Raw genomic sequence first — 26266 nt, 5'->3', positions numbered from 1 at the left:
CACACTTGCCGAAGCGCGGCGAGCGCCGGGCAAGATCCCACTCGCAGCCCCTGCTGCCCGGGCCCGCGCAACCAAGGTCATTCCAGCCGGACCCGCGCCGACCGGGATTCCTCTCGCCGGACCGGCGGCCGCCGGTTCCCGCACCGAGCCCACGCTTACCGAAGCGCGAGCAGCAGGCAGAATCCCTCTCGCGGAGGCCGCTCGATCCCGCGCAGCCGAGGTCAATCCGGCCGAAGCCGGGCGGGCAGGAGTTCCTCCGGCCGAGTCCGCCGCAGCCAGGCTCCTGCGGGCCAAAGCCGCGCCGGACAAGGCGACCCCCGTTCGGCCTCCGGCCGAAACCCTCCCGGCCAAACCGGCTGAAAATCCCGCCGACGAGGCGGTGTTCGCCGAGTCCACTCCAGCTGCCTCGGACGTGACCGGCCTTGCCGAAGCCATTCCAGCCCGATTCGCGCCAGCCGACACCGCGCTCACCCGAACCGCGCCGACCGAGCCCACGCCCGGCAAAACCGCGCCCGCCGAAGCCGCGCGCGCCGAACCCACGCCCGGCAAAACCGTGCCGGGCGAGGCCGTTCGCGACCGGGAAACGAGAGCGCGTCCCGTCACCAAGCGCGGCACCGGGCTCCCGATGCCCGGGGTCTCCCGCTGGGAGGTGAGGTCGATCGTCCGGGGCAGCAGGGGTTTCGGAGCCGATCGCCCGGAAGCCGTCGTCCGGCGAGGCTCCCCACCCGGGCTCAGCCGGGCCACCAGCCATCGGGCGACCACGCGCCACCAAGGCGGCCGCACCGGCAACGCGGCCACCCCGCCACCCGGCCGGTGCCCGGTCCGCGCACGGACCGGCAGCAGCCGGCGGGTCACGCGGGAGAGCCGTCCACGCGCCGCACCACCAGGGTTACTTCTCCGGTTTGAAGCCACAGTGGCACACCTCCAGCTCCTCGACGGCGAGATCACGGGAGGACGCCGCCAGCCGTGGTCCGGTCCACTTCACCGGGTAGGCCTCGACGAAGCTCCACCGGCGTACCGTCTGGCCCTTGGTGTCCAGCAGCTTCACCGAACCGCCGAGCCGCTCGAGCCGGTTGTCCTCCTTCGCGAACCCGTCGCCGGAGCACTTGGCGAACCACTCGAACAGGTTGTCCGAATCGGTGATCCCGCGTTTGAGCACGAGGTTCGGCCACTTCATCCGGCCGGGCAGCTTGTGCGTGTAGTGGTTCTGGCCGCCCTCGGCCAGCTCCTCGGTGTCGATCTGCACCGACAGTCCCGACACCTCGGTGAACGCGCCGATCGTCAGGCCGTCCACCAGGAACACGAACCGGCCGGTGAACGGCGGGTCAGGCGTGCGTGCCGTCCCGGTCACCTTCCACCCCCTGCCAGAACCGTTCGTTCAATCCGCCGACCTCGGTGAGCAGCCTGATCCGGTCGCCGTGTTCGAGGTCCAGCAGCTGGTCCAGGCCCCAGTGCAGGTGGTAGGCCAGGTACGCGACCTCCCGCCAGAGCTCGTCGACGGCGTAGCGCGCTAGTCCACCGCCAGCACCTCCTGCGGGAAAGGGCTGCCCGGCTCCAGCGTCTCCAGGATGCTCGCGTCCCCGAAGTTGATGATCCGGTAGAAGTCCTGCAGGTACTGGTAGTCGCTGACGAACAGCTTCTCGACCACCTTCGGCGTCACCTGGGCGATGTCGCCGAGCTCGGTGATCACCTTCGCCAGGACGATCACCGTCGCGTAGGCCTCGTTCTCCTTGACCCGGGGGTCGCGCAGCGGCTCGATCTCGTCGCGGGCGCAGGCCAGCCGCATGACCCCGGTGCGGTGCAGCGAGCCCTCGTCGTCCACATAGCCCTTCGGCAGGGTGAAGGGGTATTCGGTGTGCAGGCTCACGCGCGGACCAGGCCTTCGTGGGTGATGACGACCTTCTCGGTCGCGACGTCGTTGGCGCCGGCGTCGAAGTCCGCGCCGGTCCACTTGGACGGCCACCCGTCGGTGAAGTTCCACCGGGCGACCTCCTCCATCTTGGAGTTCTTGGCGACGATCGACCCGTGCCGGCGGGCCTTGTCGATGTCGCCCTCGATCACTTCCTTGCGCCACTCCCACAGCGAGTGCGAGCTGTCGATCCGGCGCTCCAGGGTGATGTCGGACCACTTCATCGCGCCCGGCTGCTTGCGGATGATCATCCGGCCGTCCTTGGTGACCTCCTTGTACTCGATCGTCTCGGTCTCCGACTCGATCCCGGAGACCTTGCGGAAACTCCCCATCTCGACACTGTCGATCTCCAGCACGAAGACCGACGTCGTCGCCAGATCCGGCACTTGCTACTCCTTCCGGGAGCTGTTCCGACGCGCGCTGTTCCGACGTCCGCTATTCGGATGTCGCGGCGCCGCCCTGCCACTGGCTGATCCGGAACACGACGAACTCGGCCGGCTTCACCGGGGCGAGCCCGACGTCGACGACCAGTTTTCCTTCGCTCACCGACGACTCCGGGTTGTTGGACTCGTCGCACAGGATGTAGAAGGCCTGGTCGGGAGTGGCCCCGACCAGGGCGCCCTGCATCCACAGGCCGTGCAGGAACGCCGCGACGGTGCGCCGGACCCGCGCCCACAGGTCGCTGTCGTTCGGCTCGAACACCACCCACTGCGTCCCGCGCCGGATCGTCTCCTCGATGAAGATGAACAGCCGCCGCACGTTGATGTAGCGCCAGCTCTGGTCGGTCGCCGCGAGGGTGCGCGCGCCCCAGACCCGGATCCCGTTGGCCCCGAAGGACCGGATGCAGTTGACCTGCGCGGGGTTGAGCAGGTCCTGCTCGCCGTCGGTCACGTCGTTCGCGAGCCGCGCGACGCCGCGGCAAACCTCGTTGGCCGGTGCCTTCCACACGCCGCGGCTGCCGTCCGTCCGCGCCCAGACCCCGGCGACGTGCCCGCTCGGCGGCACGGTGAGGAAGCGGTCGCCGTTCGTCGAACCCGGACGGGTGAGCGGGTTCGGCACCACCAGGTGCGGGTAGTACGCGGCGCCGAACGCGCTGTCCTTGCCGAGCGCGGACCGCCATTCCAGGGCGCGTTGCGCATCGAGGCCGGGCGGTGCGTCGAGGATCGCCATCTTCGTCCGGCTGCGCTCGCACCAGTCCACCAGCCGTCCCTGCGCGGCCAGGTAGACCTCGTCGTCGAACGAACCGTCGTCGCGGGTGGCGAGGGTGATCAGGTCGGGGATGGCGACCATGCTGACCGTGTCGGCGACCGCGAGCCCCGAATACCCGGTACGCGCCGCCTCGGACCCTTCGAACTCCTGCGGTGAAACGCTCGCCGCCGCCGGGGCGGCGGGCTCGATCGGGTACCGGCCGGGGGCGGGCAGCCGGTCCGCCAGCGCCGTGCCGGGGACGTTGTGCACCTCGACCCGGATGAGCTTGGAGTGCCCGTTGACCAGTTTCTCGACACCGCGCTGGCCGCGGCCGAGACCGACCGCCGGGTAGTCCTCCCTGACCTGCCCGTCTTCCACGACCTTCAGGGTGAACTCGCCCCCGGCGGGTTCCTCGCCCTCCGCCGGCGGTGCGGGCGGTTCGATCACGACCTCGCAGTTCACCCCCGGGTCGAGCGCCTCCACGGTCAGCGTTTCGATTTCCTGCTTGCCGCCGGACACCAGCACCCGCCGGGGCCGCTCCGCCCCGTCCGGGGCCGGAATGCGCACGATGTAGCAGGTGGACCCGCCGTTCTCGAAGAAGCCCTTCACCGCGTGCGGCAACAGGATGCCGGGCGCGAACCCGCCGTAGATCCGTTCGTACTGCGGCCAGCTCGTCACCAGCTGCGGTTTCACCCCGTCCGGGTCGGCCGGGTCACCGGCCTCGGCGTGGTAGGCCGCGGTGAAGCCGACGAAGGCCGCGACCGCGGTGCCGACCCCCTGCAGCGGCATCGACCCACTCGGGCGTTCCTCGATGTAGACCCCTGGGGCGCCGTAGGTCGCCGCCATGTTCGACTCCTCGTTCGAGACGTGCATTTCTCGCCGAATGATTCGGCGCTCCGTCAGATATTCGCGCGAAGGTGCCCGATGCCGTGCCGCCCTCCCCTGTTCGTCCGCCGTCCCGGCGGTAAACATTGCCCACGCCGCAATTCGCCGTCAAGACCCCGCCGGGGTTCGTCGCCGGACGGCAACCGGCCGGATGACACCGCGCCGGGAGCGGGAATTCCCCTTTGCCTGCCCCAAGGGGCAACGAAGATCAACCGCGCCCGCGTTCGGCCGACTGCCGTAGCAAGGCATGACCCGATCGACGCAACCCGATCGCGCCACGGCAGCCACTCCACCCGCCGGGCCGTCCCGCCGGCGCGAATTCAAGATCGTCGCCGGACGCCGGCCGAAAAGCATCCGGGCGGGCTTCACGGAAATCACCGCGTCCCGCTTTCCCATTGTTCGCCACAGGTCTCCGACCGCTCGCCCACCGGCTGCCCACCACTCCCCGGCATCGTGACCGCGGCAGGCGTGGACGGCCAATCCGGCCGTCCCATCGGCACCGAGGAGAAACGCATGTCCGATCACGAAATCATCCGGTCCTGGAAGGACGAAGAGTTCCGGAACAGCCTCGGCCCCGCGCAGCGGGCCGTGCTGCCGGGCAACCCGGCCGGCCTGATCGAGCTCACCGACGAGGCGCTCGACGACCTCATCGCCGGCGCCGCCGCGCTGGACTCCTGCTGCTGGAGCAGCTGCAACTCCACGCAGTAACGGTGGCCGCGGCCCCGGCGGCGCACCCGCGCCGCCGGGGCCGCTCGGATCGAAGGGAGAACAGATGGCCGAGGAACCCGGCGAACCCCGGTCGATCTTCCGGGCTCAGGCGCTGGAACACCACCGCACCGGCCGGTGGGCGGCCGTCCTGCCGCCGTCGGCCCGGCCCCGGGCCTTCCGGCGGCTGTGGCTGGTGCTGGGGGTGCTCGGACTGCTGATGGCCGTCCTCGCCGCGCTCCCGGAGCCGTTCTACGGCACGGGAACCGCGTTCGCCGTCCCGGGCCGGGACGTGGGCCGGCCCGCCGAGGCGGTGGTGCTCGTGGTCGCGTTGCCCGCGGCGGACCTGCCCGGTCTCGCCGACGGCGCGCCGGTGGTACTCCAGCAGGGTGACGTCCGCGGCACGGTCCAGGCGCACGAACGCGTTCCCCTGGCAGCGGCCGAACTGGCGGCGCGGTTCGGGGTGCCGGGAACCGGGCTGCCGGATCCCGCGGCGGTCGCCGTGGTGCGGCTGGACGCGGGCGCGGTGGCGGCCGGCGACCGCCTCCCGGCCAGGGTGCGGGCCGGGTCCCGCAGCGTGCTGGCCGGATTGCCGGTGCTCGGCAAGGTTTTCCGATGATCGCCCGGTGGTGGCGCGCACTCGACCGATGGCTGTCCCCCCGCCGCCGGCTGCCGGTGCTGCTGCAGCTCAGCGCCACCGAATGCGGTGCCGCGTGCCTGGCGATGCTGCTCGGCTACCACGGCCGCGTCACCCAGGTCTCGGAGTGCCGGGAGTTCTTCGGCGCCGCGCGCGACGGCATCACCGCGCGGGCACTCGTCCAGGCCGCCCGGTCGTTCGGGTTGCGCACCAAGGTCTTTTCGCTCGACCTGGCGGCACTCGGCCGGCTCGAGCTGCCGGTGATCGCGCACTGGTCGTTCAACCACTTCGTGATCATCGAACGACGGCTGCGGCGCGGCTACCGGATCGTCGACCCGGCGGTCGGCCGCCGGATCGTCGACGACGAGGAGTTCGCGCGCGAGTTCACCGGCGTCGTCATCACGGTGGCCCCGGGGCCCGGGCTCGCCGCCCGCCGGCCGGGGCAGTCGGCGTGGTCGGTGTATCTGCGGCAGGTGCTGCGGATGCGGGGCTGGCGGCGGATGCTCGTCCAGGTGGTCGCCGCTTCCCTGATCCTGCAGGCGATGGCGCTCGCGGTCCCGGTGCTCACCAAGGTGCTCGTCGACTACGTCATCCCGCTGCACGTGACCGACCTGCTGGGCGTCATCGCCGTCGGCGCGGCGCTCATCGTGGTCACCGACCTCGTGGCCGGGTACCTCCGTTCGGCGATCCTCATCCACCTGCAGGGCCGCTTCGACACGCAGATCATGCTCGGCCTGTTCGGCCACCTGCTGAGCTTGCCCTACACCTTCTTCGCGCAGCGCACCAGCGGCGACCTCCTGCTGCGGCTGGGCAGTTCCGCGGTGATCCGGGAGATGCTCACCGGCCAGGCGCTGTCGGCAGTGCTCGACGGCGGGTTCGTGCTGGTGTTCCTCGTGGTGCTGTTCACCCAGAGCTGGGTGTTCGGGCTGCTCGCGCTCGGAATCGGCGTGCTCCAGGTGGTGGTGCTGCTGGTCACGGCGCGGCCGCTGCGCGACCTGACCCAGCGCTACCTCGTCGCCCAGGCCGAGTCGCAGGGCTTCGGGGTCCAGCTGCTCAAGGGCATCGGCACGCTGAAGGCCAGCGGTGTCGAAGACCGCGTGCTGGACTTCTGGTCCAACCTGTTCCACCGCGAGCTGGGCTTTTCCTTGCGCCGCAACCAGTTCGCGGCGGTGGTGGACACGGTCCTGAACGCGCTGCGGACGTTCGCGCCGCTGGTCCTGCTCACCGTCGGCATGGTGAGCGTGACCGCCGGGACGATGCCGCTCGGCACGATGCTGGCGCTCATCGCCGTCGCCACGGCGTTCCTGACCCCGCTCGCCTCCCTCGTCACCACCGGGCAGCAGCTGCAGCTGGCGGGCGCGCACCTGCGCCGGATCATCGACGTCGTCGAGGCCGAGCCCGAACCGGCCACCCCGGCGGGCGAACCGCGGCTCACCGGCCGGCTGGAGCTGTCCGGAGTTTCGTTCTCCTACGACCCGCACGGGGAGCGGGTGCTCGAGGACGTGTCGTTCACCGCCGAACCCGGGCAGAAGATCGCGCTCGTCGGCCGCACCGGGGCCAGCAAGAGCACGCTGGCGCTGCTGCTGCTCGGGATGTACCAGCCGACGGGCGGGACCATCCGCTACGACGGGACGCCGCTGACGGAGCTGGGGATCCACGGCGTGCGCCGCCAGTTCGGGGTCGTGCTCCAGGAACCCTTCCTGTTCAACGGATCCATCCGGGCGAACATCTCGATCGGCGATCCGGCCATGCCGCTGGACCGGGTGGTCGAAGTCGCCAAGCTCGCCGGCATCCACGACGAGATCGAACGGATGCCGATGCGGTACGAGACGTTGCTCGGCGAGGGCGGCAGCGGCCTGTCCGGCGGCCAGCGCCAGCGGCTGGCACTGGCCAGGGCGCTGGCGACGAACCCGACGTTCCTGCTCCTCGACGAGGCGACCAGCCATCTCGACATGGCGACGGAAGCCCAGGTGGACACCAACCTCAGTGCGCTCGCGTGCACCCGGATCGTCATCGCCCACCGGCTGTCCACCATCCAGAACGCCGACCGGATCCTGGTGCTCGACCGGGGACGCATCGTCGAGGCCGGGCGGCACGAAGAACTCCTCGAACTCGGCGGCCACTACGCCGGCCTGCTGCGCACCCAATTGGAGCGGACCCCATGAACGACCAGTCACTGACGGCCGACCTGCGCAGGCTTCTCGCCGGCCGGGTCTCGGACGACCCGGCGGCACTGGCGGCCCACGAGAGCGACTACGGCCAGGTCGTGCACCGCCGTCCGGCCGTGGTGGTCCACCCGGACGGACCCGCGGACGTCGCGGCCACCCTCCGCTACGCCACGAAGCACGGCATTCCCGTGTCGCCGCGCGGCACCGGGCACTCGCTGCGCGGGCAGTCCACCAACGACGGCGGCGTCGTGCTGGACCTCACCCGGCTGGACGACCTGGACATCGACCCCGGTGCCCGCCGGTTCCGGGCCGGCCCCGGGACGCGGTGGCGCTCGGTCGTCGCCGAAGCGAGCCCGCACCGGCTCACGCCGCCCGCGTTGACCGGCTACCCCCACGTCACGGTCGGCGGCACGCATTCCGCGTGCGGCTGGGGAGAAGGGTCGTTCCGGTACGGCGCCCAGGTGGACAACTGCACCGACCTGGAGGTCGTGACCGGCGCGGGCGACCGGCTGCGGTGCGACCCGGACCGCGAACCCGAGCTGTTCGGGCACGTCCTCGGCGGGATGGGGCAGTTCGCCGTGATCACCGAGGTGACGCACCGGCTGCGGTCGTTCGGGCCGGTGGCGCGGACCTACCCGCTGACCTACGACACGCCCGAGGACCTGCTGGCCGACCTGGACCGCATGGTGGCCGCCGGCTCGCCCCTGCACAATCTGGAGTGCACCGGCGCGCCGGCACCCGACGGCCGGTGGCGTTACCGGGTGCTGGCCACGATCGAGGCCGGGACACCCCCGGCCAGCTGCCCCGTCACCGGGCTGGCCGGGCGCCGGGGCACGCCGTCCGACCAGCCCACCGCCCGGTTCCTGGCCCGCGAGCAGACCCCGGAAACCCCCGTCGTCGCGGGAGTGGCTCAGCCGTGGGTGGCGGTCTTCCTGCCGTGGTCGCGGGTACTGTCCTTTTTGGACCTCGTGCACCGGGTGGGCAAGGCGCTGTTCGCCGGCACCGAGGCACCGGTCCGGTTGTGGCCCGCCCGGCGGGCGATGACGGCCACCCCGATGTTCCGGGTCCCCGGCAGCGAAGAGCAGCTCGTCATGGTCGGCCTGTTCCCCACCCTCCGCGCCACCGCGCTGCCCGCCGCGCTGGCCCTGCTCAGCAGGATCAGCGACCGGGCGCTGGAGCTGGGCGGCACCCGCCACCTGGCCACCTGGGTGCACCTCGACCTGCCGCGCTGGCGGCTGCACTTCGGCGACGAGTGGCCGGCGGTGAACGAACTGAAGCACCGCTACGACCCGGCCGGGATCCTGAACCCCGGCTTCATCGAGTACGAGCCCTCACCGGTGGTCTCTGCTGCGAGGTAGTGAACGACTCTTTCCTGACGTCGGACGTCAGGAAAGAGTCGTTCACTACACGCGGGCGGGGACGCTCAGCGCAGCACTGGCAAGCCCGCCCGCGACCACGCCTCCGCCAGCAGCTCGAAACTCCGCACCCGCGTGGCGACCTCCGCCGACTCGGTGATCACCATCAGCTCGTCGGCCGCGGTTTCACCGGCGAGTGTGGCGAGGCCGGCGGCGACCGTGTCCGGCGCGCCCGTGATCAGGTTGATCGGCAGCCGGCGCGCCTTGTCCACGTGCGGGTGTGCCGCGGCCGCCTCGGGACTGAGCAGCAGTTGCTCCGACCGGCCGGTCAGCATCTCCAGCACGCGCATCCGGTGCGGGACAGCCAGCCTGTCGGCCTCGTCGTCCGTGGCCGCGGTGAGGACGTTGATCGTGACGATCACGTACGGCTCGGCGAGGACCGCCGACGGGACGAACGTCTCGCGGTAGAGCCGGAGCGCGGGCAACGTGGCGCCGGTGCTGAAGTGGTGGGCGTAGGCGTAGGGCAGGCCGAGCCGCGCCGCGAGCCGGGCGCTGAAGTCGCTCGACCCCAGCAGCAGGACGCTCGGTGCGGAGCGGGCCACCGGAGTGGCGGCGAACCGGTCCCAGACGCCCTCGCTCGTCCGCGGGTCACCGAGCAGTCCCAGCAGGTCCTGCAGGTACCGGGGAAACTCGGCGTCGGTCAGCGCGGCCGGTGCCCGGCGCAGCATCGACGCGGTGACCGGGTCGGTGCCGGGTGCCCGGCCGATCCCCAGGTCGATCCGCCCGGGGTGCAGGGCCTCCAGCATCGCGAACTGCTCGGCGACGACGAGCGCGGGGTGGTTGGGCAGCATCACACCGCCGGACCCGACCCGGATCCGCGACGTCACGGCCGCCAGGTGCGCGGCGAGCACCGCGGGCGACGTGCTCGCCACGCTGCGGGCGTTGTGGTGTTCGGCAACCCAGAAGCGGTGGTAGCCGAGCTCGTCGGCGCGGCGGGCGACCTCGGTCGTGTCCCGCAGCGCGTCGGCGCTGGCCGACTCGGTGCCGAGGAGGGCGAGGTCGAGCACGGACAGCGGAACGGTCATCGAGAGCTCCTCGTTTCGAGTGGGTCAGGTCGCGCGCGCCCCGGACAGCGCGGTGCGTCGGCCGGTTCCGGTGGCTCCGGCCCGCCGGATGGAAGAGGCGCTTGAGCCGGGACAAGGAGCGCGCCTCGGTCAAGGTCTGGGTGGTTCGAGGGCGAGGACGGACGGGACGTGCGCCGGGTCGGCGGCGCGCAGCAGGCCGTAGCCGATGCCGGCCAGCCCGGCCATCAGCCCCGGTGTCTCCGCGCCCGTCGGGACGCCGCAGCGCCAGCCGTGCCGGTCGATGCTCGCGAGGACGGCGGCGCCGCGGTCGGCCGCCTCGTCGTGCCCGGCTGCCAGCAGGAGATCGAGGCTGCCGAAGTCGCCGTGGCACAGGCTGTGGTTGGCGCCGAACCCGGTGGCGAGCGCCGCCGCCGTCGCGACGGCGATCTCGGCGGAGCGTTCCGGGTCCGCCGGGCCGGGCAGGGCCAGCCGGCCGAGCCCGATTCCGACGGCGCCGTGGCACCACGCCGTCATGCCCGCCGAAGGGTCGTCGGCCCGCAGGTCCGGCCAGTTTCCCCGGTCCGGCAGGAACCGCGCCCGTTCGTAGCCGATCGCGCGGCCCGCGGCGTCGGCGAACCGCTGTCCCGCGCCGAGTTCGGCGGCGGTCGCGAGGGCCCAGCCGACACCGGCCGCGCCGTGGGCGAAGCCGGTCAGCGGCCGGTCGGCCATCGGCGAGGGCCAGCCGAGCGTGTCGCCCGCCGGGAGCGCGGTCGCCAGCAGGTGGTCACCGCAGCGCACGATGGCGTCGACGAGACCGCCGTCCGGCCGGTGGCGGTGCAACGCGGCCAAGGCGCCGATGCAGCCGGCCGCACCACCCAGCACGTCGAGCTGCGTGTCCGCGTCGACCAGCCCCGCCACGCCGGCCGCGAGCTCCTGTGCCTCGTCGAACAGCGCCGGCCGGTCCCACAGGACACCGAGGTGGGTGAACAGGTAGACGGGACTGCCCAGCCCGGAGAAGGCGCCGATCTGTCCGGTGTGGACACTCCCGCGGCGGGCCAGCCGCCGCACCGTCGACAGCCCGCCTTCGGCCAGCGCCGTGTACCGGTCCTCGCCGGTGACGTGGCCGAGGTAGGCGAGGAACAGGACGATGCCGGAGACGCCGCCGTAGAGGTCGACGTCGAGGGCGGTCAGGTCCCAGTACTGCTCCTGGAACGCGGTGAGGCCGAGCCAGTACAGGTCGTCGCCGCGCCGGACGGCGAGCTTCTCCAGCCGGTTTCCGACGGCCCGCGCCGCGGCGAGGTAGTCGGCCGCCCCGGCGATGCCGGGCACGAGCCGGCCGCCATAGGTCGCGGGACCGGCGGTGCCGTCGCCCAGGGCGAGCGAGGTGAGCGAGCCGCGGACGATCCAGGTCTGCCAGTCGAGGTCCGCCGCCGAGAGCCGTTCGATGCGCTCCCGCGCCACCTCCATGCTCGGCCGCTCCAGGAACCCGGCCACCCGCTCCCCCGCGCTGGTCCGGACGTCGACCGAGTCCGGGGTGGTGACGAAGATCGGCACGTCACCACGCCACAGGTCGGCGCGCTCCGCGGCGATCACCCGGCCGAGGTAGGGGAAGTCGTCGACCGACACCCACAGCTTGTCGAAGAACCGGTCGCGGTCGAGGCCGTCCCGGAGCAGGTCGGGGTGGAAGCTTTCCCGCAGCAGCAGGCTGTAGATGTGGGTGGGGCGCACGATGACCCGGATCTCGTCCGCCGCGAACCGCGCCAGCGGGCCGTCCGGGGCCAGCAGTTCCGCGCGGTGCGCCAGGAGCCCGCGGTAGGTGTCACGGAAGCCGTCGACGAGCTCCTCGGCGTAGTCGAGCACGTCGACCTCGGCGTCCCGCAGGGTCGGCCGGTTGTGCCCGCCGGAGGTGGCCATGCGCTTGCGGTCGGTGCGCATCCGGTCGGTGCCCGTCTCCGCCCAGTACTGCGACGCGCGCGGCGACAGCTGGTTCTCCTGGTAGCCGAGGCCGGACAGGTCGAGGCCGGGCGCGCCGGTGTGGCCCCAGGACCGCTGCGGCAGCAGGCCGACGCGCAGCACGGAGTCGAGCGACGCCGTCGGGCCGCCGAGCGGGATCTCCGACTGGACGGCCATGTTGGGCTGGAACAGCGACTCGAGGTCGACCACCACCGGGTGCTCCCCCGCCGCGATGAGGTTCTCGTAGTGCATGTCCGTGCCGCCGAGCCCGTACATCAACGCGAGGTAGGCGCCCAGCCTGCGGTAGAAGCGCGCCACCTCCTCCTCGGAGCGGCACGTCGTCCGCGCGCAGAACTCGGTCCAGCCGTACTCGCCGCGGTCCAGCACCGCGAGCGTGCGCAGCCCGAGGCCGGGCACGACGGTGCCGAGCCACTCGAGAAGCTCCTGGAAGTGTGTGTCCACCGCCAGGGACTTCGGCTTGTACACCAGCCGGAACCCGCCGGAGAAGCCCGCGACCAGCACGGCCCGGCCGCCGCGGTGCCGGTCGCCCAGGTTGGCCTCCACAGTGGACAGCAGGCCGGGATCGGTGCGGGAGAACAGCTTCCGGATGTCCGGCCAGTCCGCGGTGAGCCGGCGCAGGAACTCCACGTGCACCGCGGTCAGCCGTCGCACGTGCTCGGCCAGCAGCCTGCCGAGCAAGGGGTACTCGGCGAACAACGCCTCGACGGTGGCCGGCTCGCGCAGGCGCCGCACGAAGCTGCGGTAACGCGCTTGCGGCGTGTCGCCCGCCGTTTCCCCGCGCAGCCGCGCCACGTTCAGTTCGAGCGCCAGTGTCCGTTCGACCATGGTGGGCAACGTCGGCAGCAGGTGCGCGCGCAGCAGATCCGCCGAGCGCGCCGGGTCGAGGGGGCCACCGGCGGCGGCCAGCTCGGTCGCGGCCGCCGTCACCTCGGCGCAGGCGTGCCGCACCAGGGGCTCGGCCAGGGCGAGGAACCCATCCGCCGCGCCGTCGCCGGGTGCCGGCGGCTCCGCGAACGCGGCGACGTCGGCCAGCCAGGCCGGCCGGTCCAGCCGGGTGCGCAGCGCGGCGTCGTCCTCTCCGAGGACCGCGGCGAGGTCGGCTTCGGTGATCCCGTCGGCCGCCAGCCGCCTGGCCAGCCAGTCGCCGGAGTCGAACGGGCGCTGCCGCCGCCACCGCGCCAGCCGCCGGGCCCCGCGTTCCGGATCCGCCGGGGCGCCGGCGGGCAACCGCTCGGCCAGCGACAACCCGCGATACCACTGTTCGGTCAGCACAGCTCAAGCTCCTGTTCCATCGGGGAAACCGGTGAACCTGGCCTGCCGGGTCACCGGGTCGAAGGCCAGCCAGTCGTGGGTCAGCTCGAGGTAGGCCTTCGCCACCACCGGGCGGTCCGGCTCGAACACCACCTTGACGTGCGCGAGCTTGCGCAGGAGCACGCTGAGCACGTTCGGGCCGTGCCGGTCGGACGCGGCACGCAGGCCGGCCGGCCAGCTCTCCTGGTCGATCCGCTCGTGGTCGAACCCGATGCAGGCCAGGAGGGGGTCGCGTTTGTGCCGGGCGCACAGCCCGTCCTCGACCAGCCGGTCCAGGAACGGCCGCCAGCGGGCCGCGCTGTCGTGCAGGCTGCGGCGGGCTTCCAGGTTGTACTCGATCCCGAGCCGCGGCCGCACCGACGTGCCGACGTCCAGGGCCAGGGTGGCCAGCGTGGTGAAGCCGTCGAGGCCGTCGCGGATCGCGTGCAGCTGCGCGGCCGAGCCGGTCCAGCCGATCCGCTCGAGGTAGCCGGGCACCCCGCTCGCGGGCAGGCCGGCGACGCAGACCCGGACCGGATCCGCCGGCCTGCCGAACATCACGCCGAGCGAGAGCCAGCGTGCTTCGGGCGGCAGCTCGGTGACACAGGTGGCGATCGTGGCGAGCACGGCGGGATCGACGTCACCGTCGCCCAGGACGGCGAGCGCGGCCCCCGCGGTCGCGGCCGGGTCGGCGGACCGCGCGGCTGCCGGGTCGAGATCGGCGAAGAACGACGGCGCGGGCAGCGCGGCCCCGGCGTGCGGGCGGGGCAGGTCGAACTCGAGCCACGTCTGCGCGAACGCGGCCAGCGGCGAGTCCCGCGCGGCCCAGAGCCGGGCGAAGGCGCGCAGCCGCGTCCACGTGGCCGGGGCGGCCTCGCCGTCCACGTTCGCGAGCGCGACGGCGTCGGAGCGCAGGAAGCGGATCAGGAAGTCGGCGCGGGGCTCGTCGAGGCCGAGGTGGCACTCGACCATGCACGCGGCGGGCGGGAACGCGCCCGCCCACCGGCCGAGGCACTCCGCCGCCGTGGGCGAGAGCAGGACCGGCGCGATCCTCGGCAGGGCCACCCGCAGGTGGTCACGCAGGGATGGAGCGGTTGTCGCGGTCATGGTTTCTCCGTGGATAAGGGGAGCCGGGGTGAGGGGACCCGGCGTCCGCACCCGGGGCTTCACCCTGGAGCAGGCGGGTCGGCGGATGGTGGGCAGCCGGTCGGAAGGGCTCGTCGAGGCTCGCGGCGTAGATCCGGAGCAGTCCGGAAAGGACGTACCGGCCGTCCGCGCCGGGCCGGACGAGGTGCTCGGTGGCGAGCAGTTCCAGGACGCGGCGGGCCGCGCAGACCCCGCCGCCGAGCACCGCGGCCACCGTTTCCGCGTCCAGCACGGGAAACCGCGCGGCCAGCCGGAACACGCGGCTCGCGTCGGGCGGGAGCCGCCGGGCGGACCAGGAGAACGCCGCTCCCACGCCGGCCCGCGGATCGCCGCCGGCTTCCAGCACCTCGAGCCGGTGGTCGTGGAGCTCGCCGGCGAGAACGGCGAGGTCGTCGGCCGGCCGTCCGGCGATGTATTCGGCGGCGACCCGCAACGCGAGCGGCAACCGGTCGCAGTGCTCGGCCAGCGCCGCCGCGGCCTCTGGCTCGACGTCGGCCCGCGCGCCGATCAGGATGCGCAGCAGGGTTTTCGCGGCTTCGGCGGGGAGCGGGCCGAGCCCGAGCCGGTGCGCGCCGTGGAGCGCGACCAGCCCCGGGAGCGTGTTCCGGCTCGTCACGACCACCGCACAGGACGGCGTGCCGGGCAGCAGCGGGCGGATCTGCTCGACCGTGGCCGCGTTGTCGAGGACGACCAGCATCCGGCGGCCGGACACCGCGGTGCGGAACCGGGCGGCCCGCTCGTCGACGTCGACGGTGTGGTCCGGCACCGCGACGCCGAGCCCGGCCAGGATCCCCGCCAGCGCGGCCGCCGGCGCCGGCGGCGGGCCGGGGTCGTAGCCCCGCAGGTTCACGTACAGCTGCCCGTCCGGGAACCGGTCGCGGACGGCGTGCGCCCAGCGCAGGGCGAGCGCGGTCTTGCCGACGCCCGGGGCACCCAGCACGGCGACGATCGGCACCGCCGAGCGGGACGCGGTGAGCAGGTGCGTCAGCTCGGCCAGCTCGGTGTCGCGTCCGGTGAACCCGGCGGCCACCGCGGGCAGCTGCGCGGGCACCGACGGCGCCCCGGCACGCGTGGTCCGCGCCGCCGCTTCCGGCGTCCCGGCCAGCACGACGCGGTGTGCCTGCCGGAGCGTCGCACTCGGCTCGACCCCGAGCTGCTCGACGAGCGAACGCCGGATCCGCCGGTACACGGCGACGGCGTCGCTCTGCCGGTTGGCGCCGTGCAGCGCCAGCATCAGCTGCGCCCACAGGCGTTCCCGCAGCGGGTGCTGCCGGACCAGTGCCTGCAGCTCGGCCACCAGCTCGGAGTAGCGGCCGCTCCGCAGGTCGAGGTCGACGCGCTGTTCGAGCACCGACAGCCGGCGCTCGTCCAGCCGGGCCGCCTCCGCCCGGCACGCTTCCGGGACCAGCCCGTCCAGCGCGGGCCCCCGCCAGCACGACAGCGCCTCACGCAGGGCCGCCGCCCGCACCGGCGGGTCGTCCGGCAGCCGCCCGGCGGTCTCGACCAGTTCGTCGAACCGGTCGAGGTCCCGTTCGCCGGGCAGCACTTCCAGCAGGTAACCGGGTGGGTGGGTGAGCAGCCGGTCCGTGCGCCCGACCCGCAGCGCCTTGCGCAGCCCCGCGATGCACCCCTTCAGCAGGCGCCGCGCCGAGTCCGGTGGACGCTCGCCCCACAGGTGGTCGATCAGCCGGTCGGCCGACACCACCGAGTTGGCGTTCACCAGCAGGACCGCGAGCAGCGCCCGCTGCTGTGGCCCGCCGAGGTGCAACCGCTCGTCGCCGTCCCACACCTCGAGCGGGCCCAGCATGCCGAACTTCATGGCGGCGACGGTCGCAAGGCCCGTCGACAGTTCGTCGACAATTCGTCGACGGTCCCGGTGACACTTTGTCACCAGCTTGCCCCGCAATGGGTGATACACCAACGAGGTCGTCTTCCGGTCGCGTGACTTTCGAGGCTTTTCCGTCGCCGAATCGACGAAAAACCCGCCGTATAATGTCGCGATGAGCATCCAGGAGCAGCAGGCACTCGATTCCCTTTACGACGTCGACAATGTCCTGACGATCAATATCGTGATGCCGGCCGCGGACTGGGAAGCGGTGCGCACCGAGCAGCCGGCGGGTGGGGTGTGCAACTTCGACTGGGCCGGCGGCAGCCGTTACACCTGGCGCAAGGCGACGTCGGTGGAGCTGTCCGGGACGAAGTTCCCGGCGAGCACGTCGTTCGCGGACGTCGGGATCAAGAAGAAGTCCTTCTGCGGCTCGATCAGCAGCGGCAAGCCGTGCCTGCACATCGACTTCGGGAAGTTCCTCGACACCAACAAGGCGCCGGTCCAGAAGCTGATCGGGTCGCGTTACATCACGCTCAACAACTCGGTCCAGGACCTCTCCTACGTCCGCCAGCTGCTCGGCTACAAGCTGTTCGAGCTGGCCGGCCTGCCCCATTCCCGCGGCAATTTCGCCAAGGTGCTCGTGAACGGCACGCCGATCGGCCAGGGCGAGGCCGGCGTCGGCAGCCCCGGCGTCTTCGTGAACGTCGAGCCGATCATGCCCCGCTACATCGAGCGCAACTTCGGCGCCGCGAAGGGGAACCTGTACGAGCTCGAACACAAGGACGATTTCGTCGACGGCCGGTTCTCGTTCATCGGGGTGGAGTCGCTCTCGGCGTTCGAGGACAAGGCCGACCTGCGGTTCGCCATCGACCACATCGCCGCGCACGGACTGGCCGGGGCGAGCGAGGTCTTCGACCTCGACCAGTTCATCCGGCTCTACGCGATGGAGTTCCTCCTCAAGCACTGGGACGGCTATTCCCGGAACACCAACAACACGTACGTGTACAACGATGTGAACGCCGTCGCGAAGCCCGGCGTGAACGACGTCAAGTTCAAGATGATCCCGTGGGGGCTGGACCAGACCCTGCAGCCCGGCCGGCACTTCCGGATCGACACCGCCGGGCTGATCGCCAAGCTCGTGCGCGACGACCCGGGCCGGCGCGCGCAGCTGATCGACCGGATCCGCGGCTACCGGGACACCGTGTTCGGCTACAAGACCCAGCAGGAGGTCCTGAAGCCGTTGCTCGACCGGATGGGCACGGTGCTGACCGGGCTCGGCGTGCCCGACATGCCCACGCAGCTCACCACGGTGCGGAAGCAGCTCCGGCTCGCCACTTCCGCCGGTTACCTGTGCGGCGGCCTGCCGGGCACCGACGGCGCCTACGTCCGCGAGGACCTCACCAACGAGTGCCTGCACGCCAGCGGGAGCGAAACCCTGCCCGCGCCCGACGCCGGGAGCTTCGAGGTCGTCCACCGCCTCCGGCCGGCCGGCGTCGACGACGCGGATCTGTGGTGCTTCGCCCCGCTCGGCACCGGGCAGTCGCTCGGCAGCAAGGCGTCCGGCCGGTTCCTGCACGCGACCACGACGACGTCGGGCCAAGGCCACGAACTGCTGTGCACGCGGGCGGCGGACGACGCCGAGCACGCCGAGGAATTCACGGTGGCGCCGATCGACCCGCCCGACGACGAATTCACCTACAGCGGCTACTTCACGTTGAAGAGCGTCCGGACCGGCCTGGGCGCGGCTTTCGGGACGGACCCCACGCCCGGCGGAAAAGCGCGGGTCCACCAGGACCCCACGCCGTCGAACCTGTACTTCTCCTGATCACAGGACCGCGTAGCCGCCGGCGTCGTCGACGACGAGGATCCGCTGCTCGCCGCCGGCCGAAAACGGTGTGACACCCTCCGGCTTCGCGGTCCGGTGGAAGGTGATGTCGAGCAGCTCCACCCGGTCGTCGCCGCGCGTCCACGTGCCGAGCCGGAACGGCGCGTCGCCGTCGCTGGTGGATCGCCCGAGCAGCAGCAGGAAGCCGCCGGTCCGCGCGTCGGCGGAAAGGTCGCGGACGCCTTGGACCACGGCCGGGTGGGGAAGGCGTGCGTGCACGACGGTGGGACGTCCCAGCGACTCGGTCGTCCACCGGGCGCCGGCGGCATCGACGGGGATCTCGACCAGGGTGACCCCTCCGGCCACGGCGGGTCCCCGCAGGCCGAACAGCAGCGCGCCCGCGTCCCAGGCGAGGCCCTCCACGTTCAGCCCACCCGCGTCCGGCGCCAGCAGGCCGGCCGCGGCCAGGGCGGGTTCGCGCGCGAGCAGCCAGTCGCGGAACCCGGCCATCGGCTCGGCGGGCAGGTCGCCGTCGGGACGGTAGCGGACGCGGACCAGGCCGTCGCAGATCCGGTGCCCGTTCTCGACGCACAAGGAGGAAGAGACGACGAGGAAGATCTCCCCGTCCCGGTCGACCCGCGTGAGCCCTTCCGGATCCCGCAGGCTTCCGGAGTCCACGCCGGTCAGCCGGCGCCGGTGAATCCGCTCGACCTCGCGGAACTCGGCGTCGAACTTCATTTCGAACAACGAAGCCGGGTCTTTGTTGTCGACGAAAACGAACCGCCGGGCGCCCACGCGCACGACTCCCGAGGCGTTGAACGGAAATTTCCCGTTCCGTTCGGGAAACGGTGCCGGCTTGACGTTCTTCCACCGTTCCACGTCGCCTCCCCTGCCGCGCCGGTGACGCGCTCGCCGGCGAAGGAAGTGTAAACCGGGCCGGGGCTTCGGAACTCGGAAAAGCCACGGTGTATCACCGCGCTCTCCGGCTGCTCCGCACTCCGAGGAGGAAAGACGATGAACCCGTTCCGTTCGATCCTGCCGGTCGTGGCACTGGTGGCCGGTCTGGCCGGCTGCTCGACTCCGGCCACTCCCGGCGCACCCAGCAGCACCGGCCAGAACACCGCCACGGTGGAACCGCCGCCGTCGACCCCGGGCACCGAGTCGAGCGGGGTCGAAACGCCGAGATCCGGCGACTACGGCGTCGCGATCTCGATCCCGCAGCTGCCGGTCGGGGGCGGCGCCGAAGACGAGACCGTCGAGAACCAGTGCGTGAACGTCAGCTGGCTGCGGCCGGGGAACCTGCCGGACGGCGGTGTGCGGGTCACCGGGATCCGGATCACGCCTTCGGATGCCTTCAGCATGGGCGGCGGCTGTGGAGGACAGCCCGCGTGCGCATCGTTCACCTTCCACGCGAATGGCGACAGCTGTTCCGTCGCGGTGAAGGCTCTCGGAACCACTGGTAGTGCGAAGCTGGTCGTCGAGGGCACGGCCACCTGCCCGTCCGGGCGGGAAGAGCTCTGCCGAGAGCTCCGGACGGGATCGAACCGGGAACCGATCCCGCTGACCCAGCCCGATGAGATCACCAGGCCGGAATCGCCGGTGACCGAGACCCCGCCGAGCTCGCCCGAAACCTCGCCGAGCCCGACCGGGTGACTTCCGATGGCCGAGGAGAACATGCCCGCGGAGAACGCCGCGCCCGGCAGGCTCGAGCGCCTCGTCGAGTCGGGCAAGGCCATCATCCCGCCGCTGACCCTGCTCAGCGCGCTGCTGTTCTACTTCGGCTACGTTTCGGCGCGTGCGCAGTACCAGTACTTCGGCGTCGACGTCGACACGATCGGGCTGGGCACGCAGGACTACGTCATGCGCAGCCCGCAGCCCCTGCTGACGCCGTTGCTGGTGTTCGCCGCGGCCGGTGCCGGCGCGGTCGCGGCGCACGCCGCCGTCCGGCGGCGGATCCACGCCCCGGCCTCCGTGCGGACGGTCGTCCGGCTGCGCCGGCTCGGCCGCGCCGGCCAGGTGGCGGGCCTGGCCGGCCTGGCAGGCGGGCTCCTGCTGCTCCTCGGCTACGTGTTCCTGCGTGACTGGCCGCTGTACGGACTCGTGACCCCGCTGCTGATCGGAGCGGGCGCCACACTGGCCCGCTCCGGCGCGGCGCTGCGCAGGCTCCTGCGGCCCCCGCCCGGCCCCGCGACGCCGCTCCGCCGGACCGCGACGGCGCTGCTCTACCTCGTCGTCGCCGTCAGCGCGTTCTGGATGACCGCCACCGTGGCCCAGTGGTCCGGCCGCGGACTTGCGATGTACGAGGCGAGCCGCCTGGACGAGCGCCCCAGCGTCATCCTCGACACCAAGGAAAGCCTGTTCCTGCGCAGCCCCGGCATCCAGGAAACGAAACTGCCGGCTTCCGAAGGGCAGACGTTCCACTACCGGTACCGGCACCTGCGGCTGCTGATCCACGGCAAGGACCGGATGTTCCTGGTGGCCGACAAGTGGTCGGCGAGCAACTCGACGATCATCGTGCCCCTGGACGACTCGGTGCGCGTCCAGTTCCAGTTCCAGAACCAGCAGCCCTGACTCCGCGCCGGGTGTATCAAGCCGTGGCCCGCCTGCTCTGGGGGACGTGCCCACCGAAATCCTGCCGGTCGACGGCGAGCAGCGCCGCGATCGCCGGCGTGCTGCGGACCCTGGCCAGGCACCGGGCCCTCGACGGGCCGATCGAGCCGACCGGGATGCCCAGCGTCGCGCTGATTTCCCGGTAGGACTTCGGCGGGTCGCAGAACAGCAACGCGAGCAGCTGCCGATCCCGCCGCGGCAGCTGGGCGCACGCCTTGCGCGCGGCGACCAGGCGTTCGGCCCCGATCACCGTGGCGTCGGGCGCGGGGTCCGCCGATTCGGCGAACATCTCGGCGTCGGACACGACCAGCCGGCTCCGGTGCCGCAGCAGCCGCAGGCACTCGTGCCGGGTGGTGGTGCGCAGCCACCCGGGCAGCGCCTCCGGTTCGCGGATCTGCGCCAGGTTCGTCACGAGCCGCAGCCACACCGCGCCGCTGATGTCCTGGGCGTCCGCGTCGCCGATCCGGTACTGCCGGCACACCGAGTGGATCAGCGAAGAATAGCGCGCGACCAGGTCGCGCCAAGCCCATTCGGCACCCCGCGCGGCATTTTCCAGCAATGGCGCCGTCGAGTCGTCCTGCATGGTCCCTCCCCGGACTCGCGTGTTCCCGGGTTCACGATTCCGCCACGCCCTCTACGCCGACCTTGCAGAGACCTTGCGGTGCGGGCAGCATCGACGAAGCCGGTTCGGACAGGTCGAGCACGGGGAGTCCGCCGCATGGAGTTTCTGCTGTCCGGGGAGGTGCAGCTCCGCGTCGCGGGGCGGCCGCTGGACGTCGGAACTCCACGTCAGCAGATGATTCTCGCGGCATTGGCCGTCGATGCCGGACGCCCGGTTCCGATCGAGACACTCATCGACCGCGTTTGGGGTGACGACCCGCCCGAGGAAGCGCGCAATGTGGTGTATTCCCACCTGAGCCGAATACGCCGGCTACTCGAACGGGTCAACGAGCTGGACGGCACCACGGCCGGCGTCCTCCGAAAAAGCGCGGGTTACGTGCTGGAAATCGACCCCGCCGCGGTCGATCTGCACCGGTTCGCACAATTGGTCGAAGCCGGGAACGATATCCGGGCCGCCGACGCCGACCGGGCCGCGGCGCTGGCCGAGGCCCTGCTCGCCTGGCGAGGTGCCCCGCTGGCCGGCATCCACGGCGACTGGGCCGACCGGGTCCGCACGACCTGGCACCGGCGCCGGCTCGACGCGGCCGTCCGCTGGGGCGAGCTGGAGCTGCGGCTCGGCCGGCCCGGCGCGGTCATCGCCGCGATGCCCGAGCTGGCCGCGGAGTACCCGCTCGCGGAACCGCTCGAAGCGCTGCTCATGCGCGCGCTGCACGCCGCCGGGCGCGACGCGGAGGCCGTCGACCGCTACGCCGCGGTCCGGCGGCGGCTGGCCGACGCGCTCGGCACCGATCCGGGTCCCGAACTGCGCACGCTGCACGCCGCGCTCCTGCGGGGCGAGCTGCCGTCCGCGCCCAGCGCCGCACCGGCCGCCGCCCCGGCCCAGCTGCCGCCCGACACCCCCGGTTTCGCGGGTCGCGAGAGTGCGTTGCGCCGCCTCGACGAGGTCAGGGGCGAGCCGTCGCCCGCCGCGCGGATCGTCGTCCTGTCGGGCACCGCCGGAGTCGGCAAGACCGCGCTCGCCGTCCACTGGGCACACTCGGTCGCCGTCGAGTTCCCCGGTGGCCAGCTGTACGTGAACCTGCGCGGCTTCGATCCGACCGGTTCGCCGGTGCCCCCGGCCGAGGCGGTCCGCGGGTTCCTCGAAGCCCTCGAAGTACCGGGCGACCGGATCCCTCGCGCCTTGGAAGCGCAGGTCGGCTTGTACCGGACCCTGCTGGCGAACCGGCGCGTCCTGGTCGTGCTGGACAACGCCCGCGACGCCGGGCAGGTGCGTCCGCTGCTGCCCGGGGCGCCGGGCAGCGTGGTGCTCGTGACCAGCCGTGACCAGCTCACCGGCCTGGTCACGGACGGGGCGCAGCCCATCCCCGTCGACCTCCTCGACACCGCGGAGGCCCGTGCGATGCTCCGCCGCCGGATCGGCGCGGACCGGATGGCGGCCGAACCCGCCGCGGCCGACGAGATCATCGGCCTGTGCGCCCACCTCCCGCTGGCGCTGGCCGTGGTGGCGGCCCGCGCGGCGATCCACCCCGGGTTCGGCCTGGCCGCGCTGGCCGGGCAGCTGCGGGACGCACGTGGCCTGGACGAATTCGCCGCCGCCGACGAAGCGACCGACCCGCGGGCGGTGTTCTCCTGGTCGTACCTGCGGCTGGACCCCGCGGCGGCCCGCCTGTTCCGGCTCTTCGGCCTGCACCCCGGCCCGGACGTCGGCACCCGCGCGGCGGCGAGTACGGCCGGCCTGCCCACCGGCCGCACGCGGGCGCTCCTGACCGAGCTCGCCCACGCGCACCTGATCGCCGAGCACGCCCCCGGCCGCTACACGCTGCACGACCTGCTGCGCGCCTACGCCGCCGAACTGGCCGGCGAAGAGGAGTCCCCCGCCGAGCGCGCCGCCGCCGTCCACCGCATGCTCGGCCACTACGCCCACAGCGCCTACCACGCCGACGGGTTCATCGATCCCCGGCTCGAAGTGCCGCCCACGCTGACCCCGTTGCCCGAGGGAGCCGAACCGGAACGGATCGTCGACGCCCGGCAGGCGCTGGCCTGGTTCGAGGCCGAGCACCGGGTACTGCTTCAGGCCGTCCATGCGGACGCCGAGTTCGACGCCCGGGTCTGGGAGCTCGCCTGGTCGATGCAGCGGTTTCTGACGAGGCGCGGGCATTGGCATGACGAGAGCGACGTGCTCACGGCGGCGCTGGCCGCCGCGCACCGCCTCGGCGACCAGCGCAAGCAGGCGTTCGCGCACCTGCATCGGGGCGTCACGCACGGCAGGTTCGGCAGGCACGCCGAAGCCGAGGACGATCTTCGGCTCGCGCTGACCCTGTACAGCGCGAGCGATGACGCCGTGGGACAAGCCTACGCACATCGTCAGTTCGCCTGGCTGCTCGATCGACGAGGGGCCGTCGCGGACGCGCTCTCGCACTCCGAACGGGCGCTGGAGCTGTTTCGCGCGGCCGAACACCAGGCAGGCCAGGCGACGGCGCTCAACGCCGTCGGCTGGTTCCACACCCTGCTCGGCGAGCACACCTCGGCCATCGAGTACTGCCAGCGGGCGCTCGACCTGCAGACGCTGCTCGGCGATCAGGACGGCGCGGCGCAGAGCTGGCACAGCATCGGCTACGCCCACAATCAGCTCGGCGAGCATTCCCGGGCGATCGCCTGCTACGAGAAGGCACTGGCACTCATGCACCACAACGGGAACCGGGTGATCGAGGCCCGGGTTCTCATCGACCTCGCGAACATCCGCCGCAACCTGGGCGATGTCGAGTCCGCCCGCACCGGGTGGCAGCAGGCCCACGACATCCTCGCGCACCTCGCCCATCCCGAAGCGGACGAGGTGCGCGCGAGGCTGGCATCAGTACACAGTGGATAGTGACCCGACAGGAGGGGCAAATGCTCGACGTCGTCAAGTTCAGCCAGTACGTCCAAACCTTCAAGAGCACCCTGGAGGACGAGGATGAGCGCAAGTTCTTGTCCGCCATCCTTTGGATCGCCTGGATTTTGACCGCGCAAAAGGAAGATCTCAAGGCCGGGTTCAACGAATCCTTCACGCCGGAACAAGCGGATTTGATCACGGCGTATTCGCACGGCAACTGGACCCTGCCCCCGCTTATCCAAGCCTCCCTCAACACCTCCATCAACGCCTCGATCAACGACTCGATCAACGCCGCCATCAGACCCTATACGGTGAAGCCGTGAGCAAGGCGGTATCCCGGCCATGACCGCTTCACCCGCCGTTCTCGTGTCCATGCCGTTCCTCGAAGCCGACCGGCCGTCCATCCAGCTCGGGCTGCTCAAGGCGATCGCGGAACAGCACGGGCTCCCGGTGCGGACGCTGCACCTGAACCTCGACTTCGCGGTGCGGATCGGGGCGGACCGCTACCGGGCGCTGGCCGAGCACCGCGGCCGGCAACTGGGTGACTGGCTGTTCTCCGTCGCGGCGTTCGGGGAGGCGGCGCCGGATCCGGACGGGAAGCTGTTCACCGAACTCGGCGCCGAACTGTCCTACTTGGACGACTCGCTGCCGGCGCGGGAATGGCTGACGACCGTTCGGGAGCACGACGTTCCCGCGTTCCTCGACACCGTGGCCGGGGAACTCGCCGGCAGCCGCGTGGTCTGTTTCAGCTCGACGTTCCAGCAGAACACGGCGTCGTTCGCGCTCGCCCGTCTGCTCAAGGAGCGCGATCCCGACGTCGTCACCGTGTTCGGCGGGGCCAACTTCGAGGGCGAGATGGGCCTGGAGCTGGTCCGGTCGATCGAGTGCGTCGACTTCGCCGTGCTCGGCGAGGGTGACGTCGCGTTCCCGCGCCTGCTGGGCGCACTGGCCAACGACAAGGACCCGGGCGGGATCCCCGGCGTCGCCCGGCGCGCCGGCGACGAGGTCGTCGCGACGCCGTCCGAGGCGCCGCACGACCGGCTCGACGACCTGCCCGTGCCGGACTACGACGAGTACTTCGAACGGGCGGCCCGGCTCGGGCTGCCGACCGGCCACATCGCGCTTCCGTTCGAGTCGGCCCGCGGGTGCTGGTGGGGCGCCAAGCACCACTGCACGTTCTGCGGGCTCAACGGAACCACCATGCGGTTCCGCGCGAAATCGCCGTCCCGGGTGCTCGGTGAGCTGGACCGGCAGGCGCGGCGGCACCGCACCTTCCGGTTCGCCGCGGTCGACAACATCCTGGAGCCGGGCTACCTCAAGACGCTGGTGCCGGCGTTGGCCGAGGCCGGCCGGGAGTACCGGATCTTCTACGAGGTCAAGGCGAACCTGACCCGCGCCCAGCTGAAGCTCCTCGCCCAGGCGGGCGTCACCGAGCTGCAGCCCGGCCTGGAGTCGCTCAGCTCCGAGGTGCTCCGGCTGATGGACAAGGGCGTCCGGGCCGCGCAGAACGTCAACTTCCTGCGCTGGGCCCGGTACTACGGGATCGCCGTCGCCTGGAACATCCTCTGGGGTTTCCCCGGCGAGCCCGCCGACGAGTACGCCGCGCAAGCGGCCGTCGTCCCGCACTTGGTCCACCTCCAGCCGCCGACCGGCGCGAACCGGCTGTGGCTGGAGCGCTTCAGCCCGCTGTTCACCCAGCCCGGCCGGTTCCCCTTGCGGGCCCGGGAGCCCGAGCCGAGCTACCGGCACGTCTATCCGTCCACAGTGGATATTCGGCGAATCGCCTACTTCTTCGGCTACGAGCCGGAGAACGAGCTGCCACCGGAGGTCTACGCCCCGCTGGCGGACGCCGTTTCGGCGTGGTCCGCGGCCTGGGAGACAGAACCGCCGGTGCTGCTGTACCGCAGCGCTCCCGGGTTCCTTCAGATCTACGACGGCAGGCACGCCGGGACCCGCGGTACCCACACGTTCCACGACACCCTCGCCGAGATCTACCTGGCCTGTGTGGACCGCCCCCGCACCGCCGCGGCCGTGCACCGGGAGCTCGGCCTCGCGGTGGGAGTTTCCGCGGTCGAAGGCGCTTTCCGGCGGTTCGGCGAACGCGGGCTGATGTTCCTCGACGGCACCCTCGCCCTCTCCCTCGCCCTGCCCGCGACACCCGGCCGGTGACCGGTATCAAGCCGGTCGTC

General features: G+C 72.1%; 20 protein-coding genes and 1 pseudogene. 10 read left to right on the top strand and 11 right to left on the bottom strand.

The annotated features are described in order from the left end of the window. Positions 1-889: 889 nt before the first annotated feature. From A3CE_RS0147490 to A3CE_RS0147470, 5 genes and pseudogenes are all read right to left on the bottom strand, one after another. Positions 890-1351: a phage tail protein gene (locus A3CE_RS0147490; protein WP_020647180.1), complete on the bottom strand. Its 462-nt coding sequence runs from the start codon at positions 1349-1351 to the stop codon at positions 890-892. After that, positions 1326-1490 (bottom strand): annotated as a pseudogene (locus tag A3CE_RS59700) (DUF6760 family protein); the annotation flags it as partial. The gene A3CE_RS0147490 and the pseudogene A3CE_RS59700, both read right to left, overlap by 26 nt. 20 nt (positions 1491-1510) lie before the next feature. After that, the gene (locus A3CE_RS0147480) at positions 1511-1867 is read right to left on the bottom strand and encodes a hypothetical protein (RefSeq protein ID WP_020647178.1); all 357 of its coding nucleotides are present in this window, start codon (positions 1865-1867) and stop codon (positions 1511-1513) included. Continuing rightward, positions 1864-2295, bottom strand: a complete 432-nt coding sequence (locus A3CE_RS0147475) for a phage tail protein (RefSeq protein ID WP_020647177.1) — start codon at positions 2293-2295, stop codon at positions 1864-1866. The genes A3CE_RS0147480 and A3CE_RS0147475 overlap by 4 nt, the downstream gene beginning before the upstream one ends. 49 nt (positions 2296-2344) lie before the next feature. Next, positions 2345-3943: a phage tail sheath family protein gene (locus tag A3CE_RS0147470; RefSeq protein WP_026469561.1), complete on the bottom strand. Its 1599-nt coding sequence runs from the start codon at positions 3941-3943 to the stop codon at positions 2345-2347. Positions 3944-4495: 552 nt separating this feature from the next. On the opposite strand from A3CE_RS0147470, the gene A3CE_RS53890 reads away from it, so the two are divergent. The 4 genes from A3CE_RS53890 (at position 4496) to A3CE_RS0147450 (ending at position 8850) form a co-directional block, all read left to right on the top strand. Next, positions 4496-4690: a mersacidin/lichenicidin family type 2 lantibiotic gene (locus tag A3CE_RS53890; protein WP_020647175.1), complete on the top strand. Its 195-nt coding sequence runs from the start codon at positions 4496-4498 to the stop codon at positions 4688-4690. A 64-nt stretch (positions 4691-4754) separates the two neighbouring features. After that, entirely contained in the window at positions 4755-5306 is a 552-nt protein-coding gene (locus A3CE_RS0147460) for a hypothetical protein (protein WP_020647174.1), read from the top strand. Next, positions 5303-7489, top strand: coding sequence for a peptidase domain-containing ABC transporter (locus A3CE_RS0147455; RefSeq protein WP_020647173.1), 2187 nt, complete (start codon positions 5303-5305; stop codon positions 7487-7489). Before A3CE_RS0147460 ends, A3CE_RS0147455 begins: the two co-directional genes overlap by 4 nt. Beyond that, the gene (locus A3CE_RS0147450) at positions 7486-8850 is read left to right on the top strand and encodes an FAD-binding oxidoreductase (RefSeq protein ID WP_020647172.1); all 1365 of its coding nucleotides are present in this window, start codon (positions 7486-7488) and stop codon (positions 8848-8850) included. The genes A3CE_RS0147455 and A3CE_RS0147450 overlap by 4 nt, the downstream gene beginning before the upstream one ends. Before the next feature lie 65 nt (positions 8851-8915). Here A3CE_RS0147450 and A3CE_RS0147445 read toward each other — a convergent pair whose 3' ends face one another. From A3CE_RS0147445 to A3CE_RS53015, 4 genes are all read right to left on the bottom strand, one after another. Next, on the bottom strand, positions 8916-9932 hold the full coding sequence (locus tag A3CE_RS0147445) for an LLM class flavin-dependent oxidoreductase (RefSeq protein ID WP_020647171.1): 1017 nt from the start codon (positions 9930-9932) through the stop codon (positions 8916-8918). 129 nt (positions 9933-10061) lie between these two features. After that, positions 10062-13157, bottom strand: a complete 3096-nt coding sequence (locus tag A3CE_RS0147440) for a type 2 lanthipeptide synthetase LanM family protein (protein WP_020647170.1) — start codon at positions 13155-13157, stop codon at positions 10062-10064. Positions 13158-13160: 3 nt separating this feature from the next. After that, on the bottom strand, positions 13161-14282 hold the full coding sequence (locus A3CE_RS0147435) for a hypothetical protein (RefSeq protein ID WP_020647169.1): 1122 nt from the start codon (positions 14280-14282) through the stop codon (positions 13161-13163). Continuing rightward, complete coding sequence (locus tag A3CE_RS53015) at positions 14251-16140, bottom strand: AfsR/SARP family transcriptional regulator (protein ID WP_020647168.1); 1890 nt, start codon at positions 16138-16140, stop codon at positions 14251-14253. Before A3CE_RS53015 ends, A3CE_RS0147435 begins: the two co-directional genes overlap by 32 nt. Before the next feature lie 181 nt (positions 16141-16321). On the opposite strand from A3CE_RS53015, the gene A3CE_RS0147425 reads away from it, so the two are divergent. Continuing rightward, the gene (locus A3CE_RS0147425) at positions 16322-17974 is read left to right on the top strand and encodes a CotH kinase family protein (protein ID WP_020647167.1); all 1653 of its coding nucleotides are present in this window, start codon (positions 16322-16324) and stop codon (positions 17972-17974) included. On the opposite strand, the gene A3CE_RS0147420 is transcribed toward A3CE_RS0147425, so the two are convergent. Continuing rightward, on the bottom strand, positions 17975-18853 hold the full coding sequence (locus A3CE_RS0147420; RefSeq protein WP_020647166.1) for a DUF3616 domain-containing protein: 879 nt from the start codon (positions 18851-18853) through the stop codon (positions 17975-17977). Between the two features lie 135 nt (positions 18854-18988). On the opposite strand from A3CE_RS0147420, the gene A3CE_RS0147415 reads away from it, so the two are divergent. Together A3CE_RS0147415 and A3CE_RS0147410 are read left to right on the top strand one after the other, a co-directional pair. Further along, positions 18989-19627, top strand: a complete 639-nt coding sequence (locus A3CE_RS0147415) for a hypothetical protein (RefSeq protein ID WP_020647165.1) — start codon at positions 18989-18991, stop codon at positions 19625-19627. Between the two features lie 6 nt (positions 19628-19633). Next, positions 19634-20545: a hypothetical protein gene (locus tag A3CE_RS0147410; protein ID WP_020647164.1), complete on the top strand. Its 912-nt coding sequence runs from the start codon at positions 19634-19636 to the stop codon at positions 20543-20545. Positions 20546-20561: 16 nt separating this feature from the next. On the opposite strand, the gene A3CE_RS53010 is transcribed toward A3CE_RS0147410, so the two are convergent. Beyond that, the gene (locus A3CE_RS53010) at positions 20562-21167 is read right to left on the bottom strand and encodes an RNA polymerase sigma factor (protein ID WP_020647163.1); all 606 of its coding nucleotides are present in this window, start codon (positions 21165-21167) and stop codon (positions 20562-20564) included. Positions 21168-21302: 135 nt separating this feature from the next. Here A3CE_RS53010 and A3CE_RS0147400 point away from each other — a divergent pair, with 135 nt between their 5' ends. From A3CE_RS0147400 to A3CE_RS0147390, 3 genes are read left to right on the top strand one after another with little or no spacing between them, the layout of a single operon-like run. After that, on the top strand, positions 21303-24074 hold the full coding sequence (locus A3CE_RS0147400) for an AfsR/SARP family transcriptional regulator (RefSeq protein ID WP_020647162.1): 2772 nt from the start codon (positions 21303-21305) through the stop codon (positions 24072-24074). Positions 24075-24094: 20 nt separating this feature from the next. After that, complete coding sequence (locus tag A3CE_RS0147395; protein ID WP_020647161.1) at positions 24095-24400, top strand: hypothetical protein; 306 nt, start codon at positions 24095-24097, stop codon at positions 24398-24400. 19 nt (positions 24401-24419) lie between these two features. After that, positions 24420-26246, top strand: a complete 1827-nt coding sequence (locus A3CE_RS0147390) for a RiPP maturation radical SAM C-methyltransferase (RefSeq protein WP_020647160.1) — start codon at positions 24420-24422, stop codon at positions 26244-26246. Positions 26247-26266: the final 20 nt, after the last annotated feature.

Source organism: Amycolatopsis balhimycina FH 1894 (genome assembly GCF_000384295.1).
GTDB classification, from domain to species: Bacteria; Actinomycetota; Actinomycetes; order Mycobacteriales; family Pseudonocardiaceae; genus Amycolatopsis; species Amycolatopsis balhimycina.
This window is presented reverse-complemented; position numbering and strand designations above follow the sequence as displayed.

Excerpts from the sequence above, each read along its gene's own strand:
- A3CE_RS0147395 (WP_020647161.1), top strand. The coding sequence starts at position 24,095 with ATGCTCGACGTCGTCAAGTTCAGCCAGTACGTCCAAACCTTCAAGAGC.
- A3CE_RS0147455 (WP_020647173.1), top strand. The coding sequence starts at position 5,303 with ATGATCGCCCGGTGGTGGCGCGCACTCGACCGATGGCTGTCCCCCCGC.
- A3CE_RS53010 (WP_020647163.1), bottom strand. The coding sequence starts at position 21,167 with ATGCAGGACGACTCGACGGCGCCATTGCTGGAAAATGCCGCGCGGGGT.
- A3CE_RS0147460 (WP_020647174.1), top strand. The coding sequence starts at position 4,755 with ATGGCCGAGGAACCCGGCGAACCCCGGTCGATCTTCCGGGCTCAGGCG.
- A3CE_RS0147415 (WP_020647165.1), top strand. The coding sequence starts at position 18,989 with ATGAACCCGTTCCGTTCGATCCTGCCGGTCGTGGCACTGGTGGCCGGT.
- A3CE_RS0147470 (WP_026469561.1), bottom strand. The coding sequence starts at position 3,943 with ATGGCGGCGACCTACGGCGCCCCAGGGGTCTACATCGAGGAACGCCCG.
- A3CE_RS0147425 (WP_020647167.1), top strand. The coding sequence starts at position 16,322 with ATGAGCATCCAGGAGCAGCAGGCACTCGATTCCCTTTACGACGTCGAC.
- A3CE_RS53890 (WP_020647175.1), top strand. The coding sequence starts at position 4,496 with ATGTCCGATCACGAAATCATCCGGTCCTGGAAGGACGAAGAGTTCCGG.
- A3CE_RS53015 (WP_020647168.1), bottom strand. The coding sequence starts at position 16,140 with ATGAAGTTCGGCATGCTGGGCCCGCTCGAGGTGTGGGACGGCGACGAG.
- A3CE_RS0147390 (WP_020647160.1), top strand. The coding sequence starts at position 24,420 with ATGACCGCTTCACCCGCCGTTCTCGTGTCCATGCCGTTCCTCGAAGCC.
- A3CE_RS0147410 (WP_020647164.1), top strand. The coding sequence starts at position 19,634 with ATGGCCGAGGAGAACATGCCCGCGGAGAACGCCGCGCCCGGCAGGCTC.
- A3CE_RS0147445 (WP_020647171.1), bottom strand. The coding sequence starts at position 9,932 with ATGACCGTTCCGCTGTCCGTGCTCGACCTCGCCCTCCTCGGCACCGAG.
- A3CE_RS0147400 (WP_020647162.1), top strand. The coding sequence starts at position 21,303 with ATGGAGTTTCTGCTGTCCGGGGAGGTGCAGCTCCGCGTCGCGGGGCGG.
- A3CE_RS0147450 (WP_020647172.1), top strand. The coding sequence starts at position 7,486 with ATGAACGACCAGTCACTGACGGCCGACCTGCGCAGGCTTCTCGCCGGC.
- A3CE_RS0147435 (WP_020647169.1), bottom strand. The coding sequence starts at position 14,282 with ATGACCGCGACAACCGCTCCATCCCTGCGTGACCACCTGCGGGTGGCC.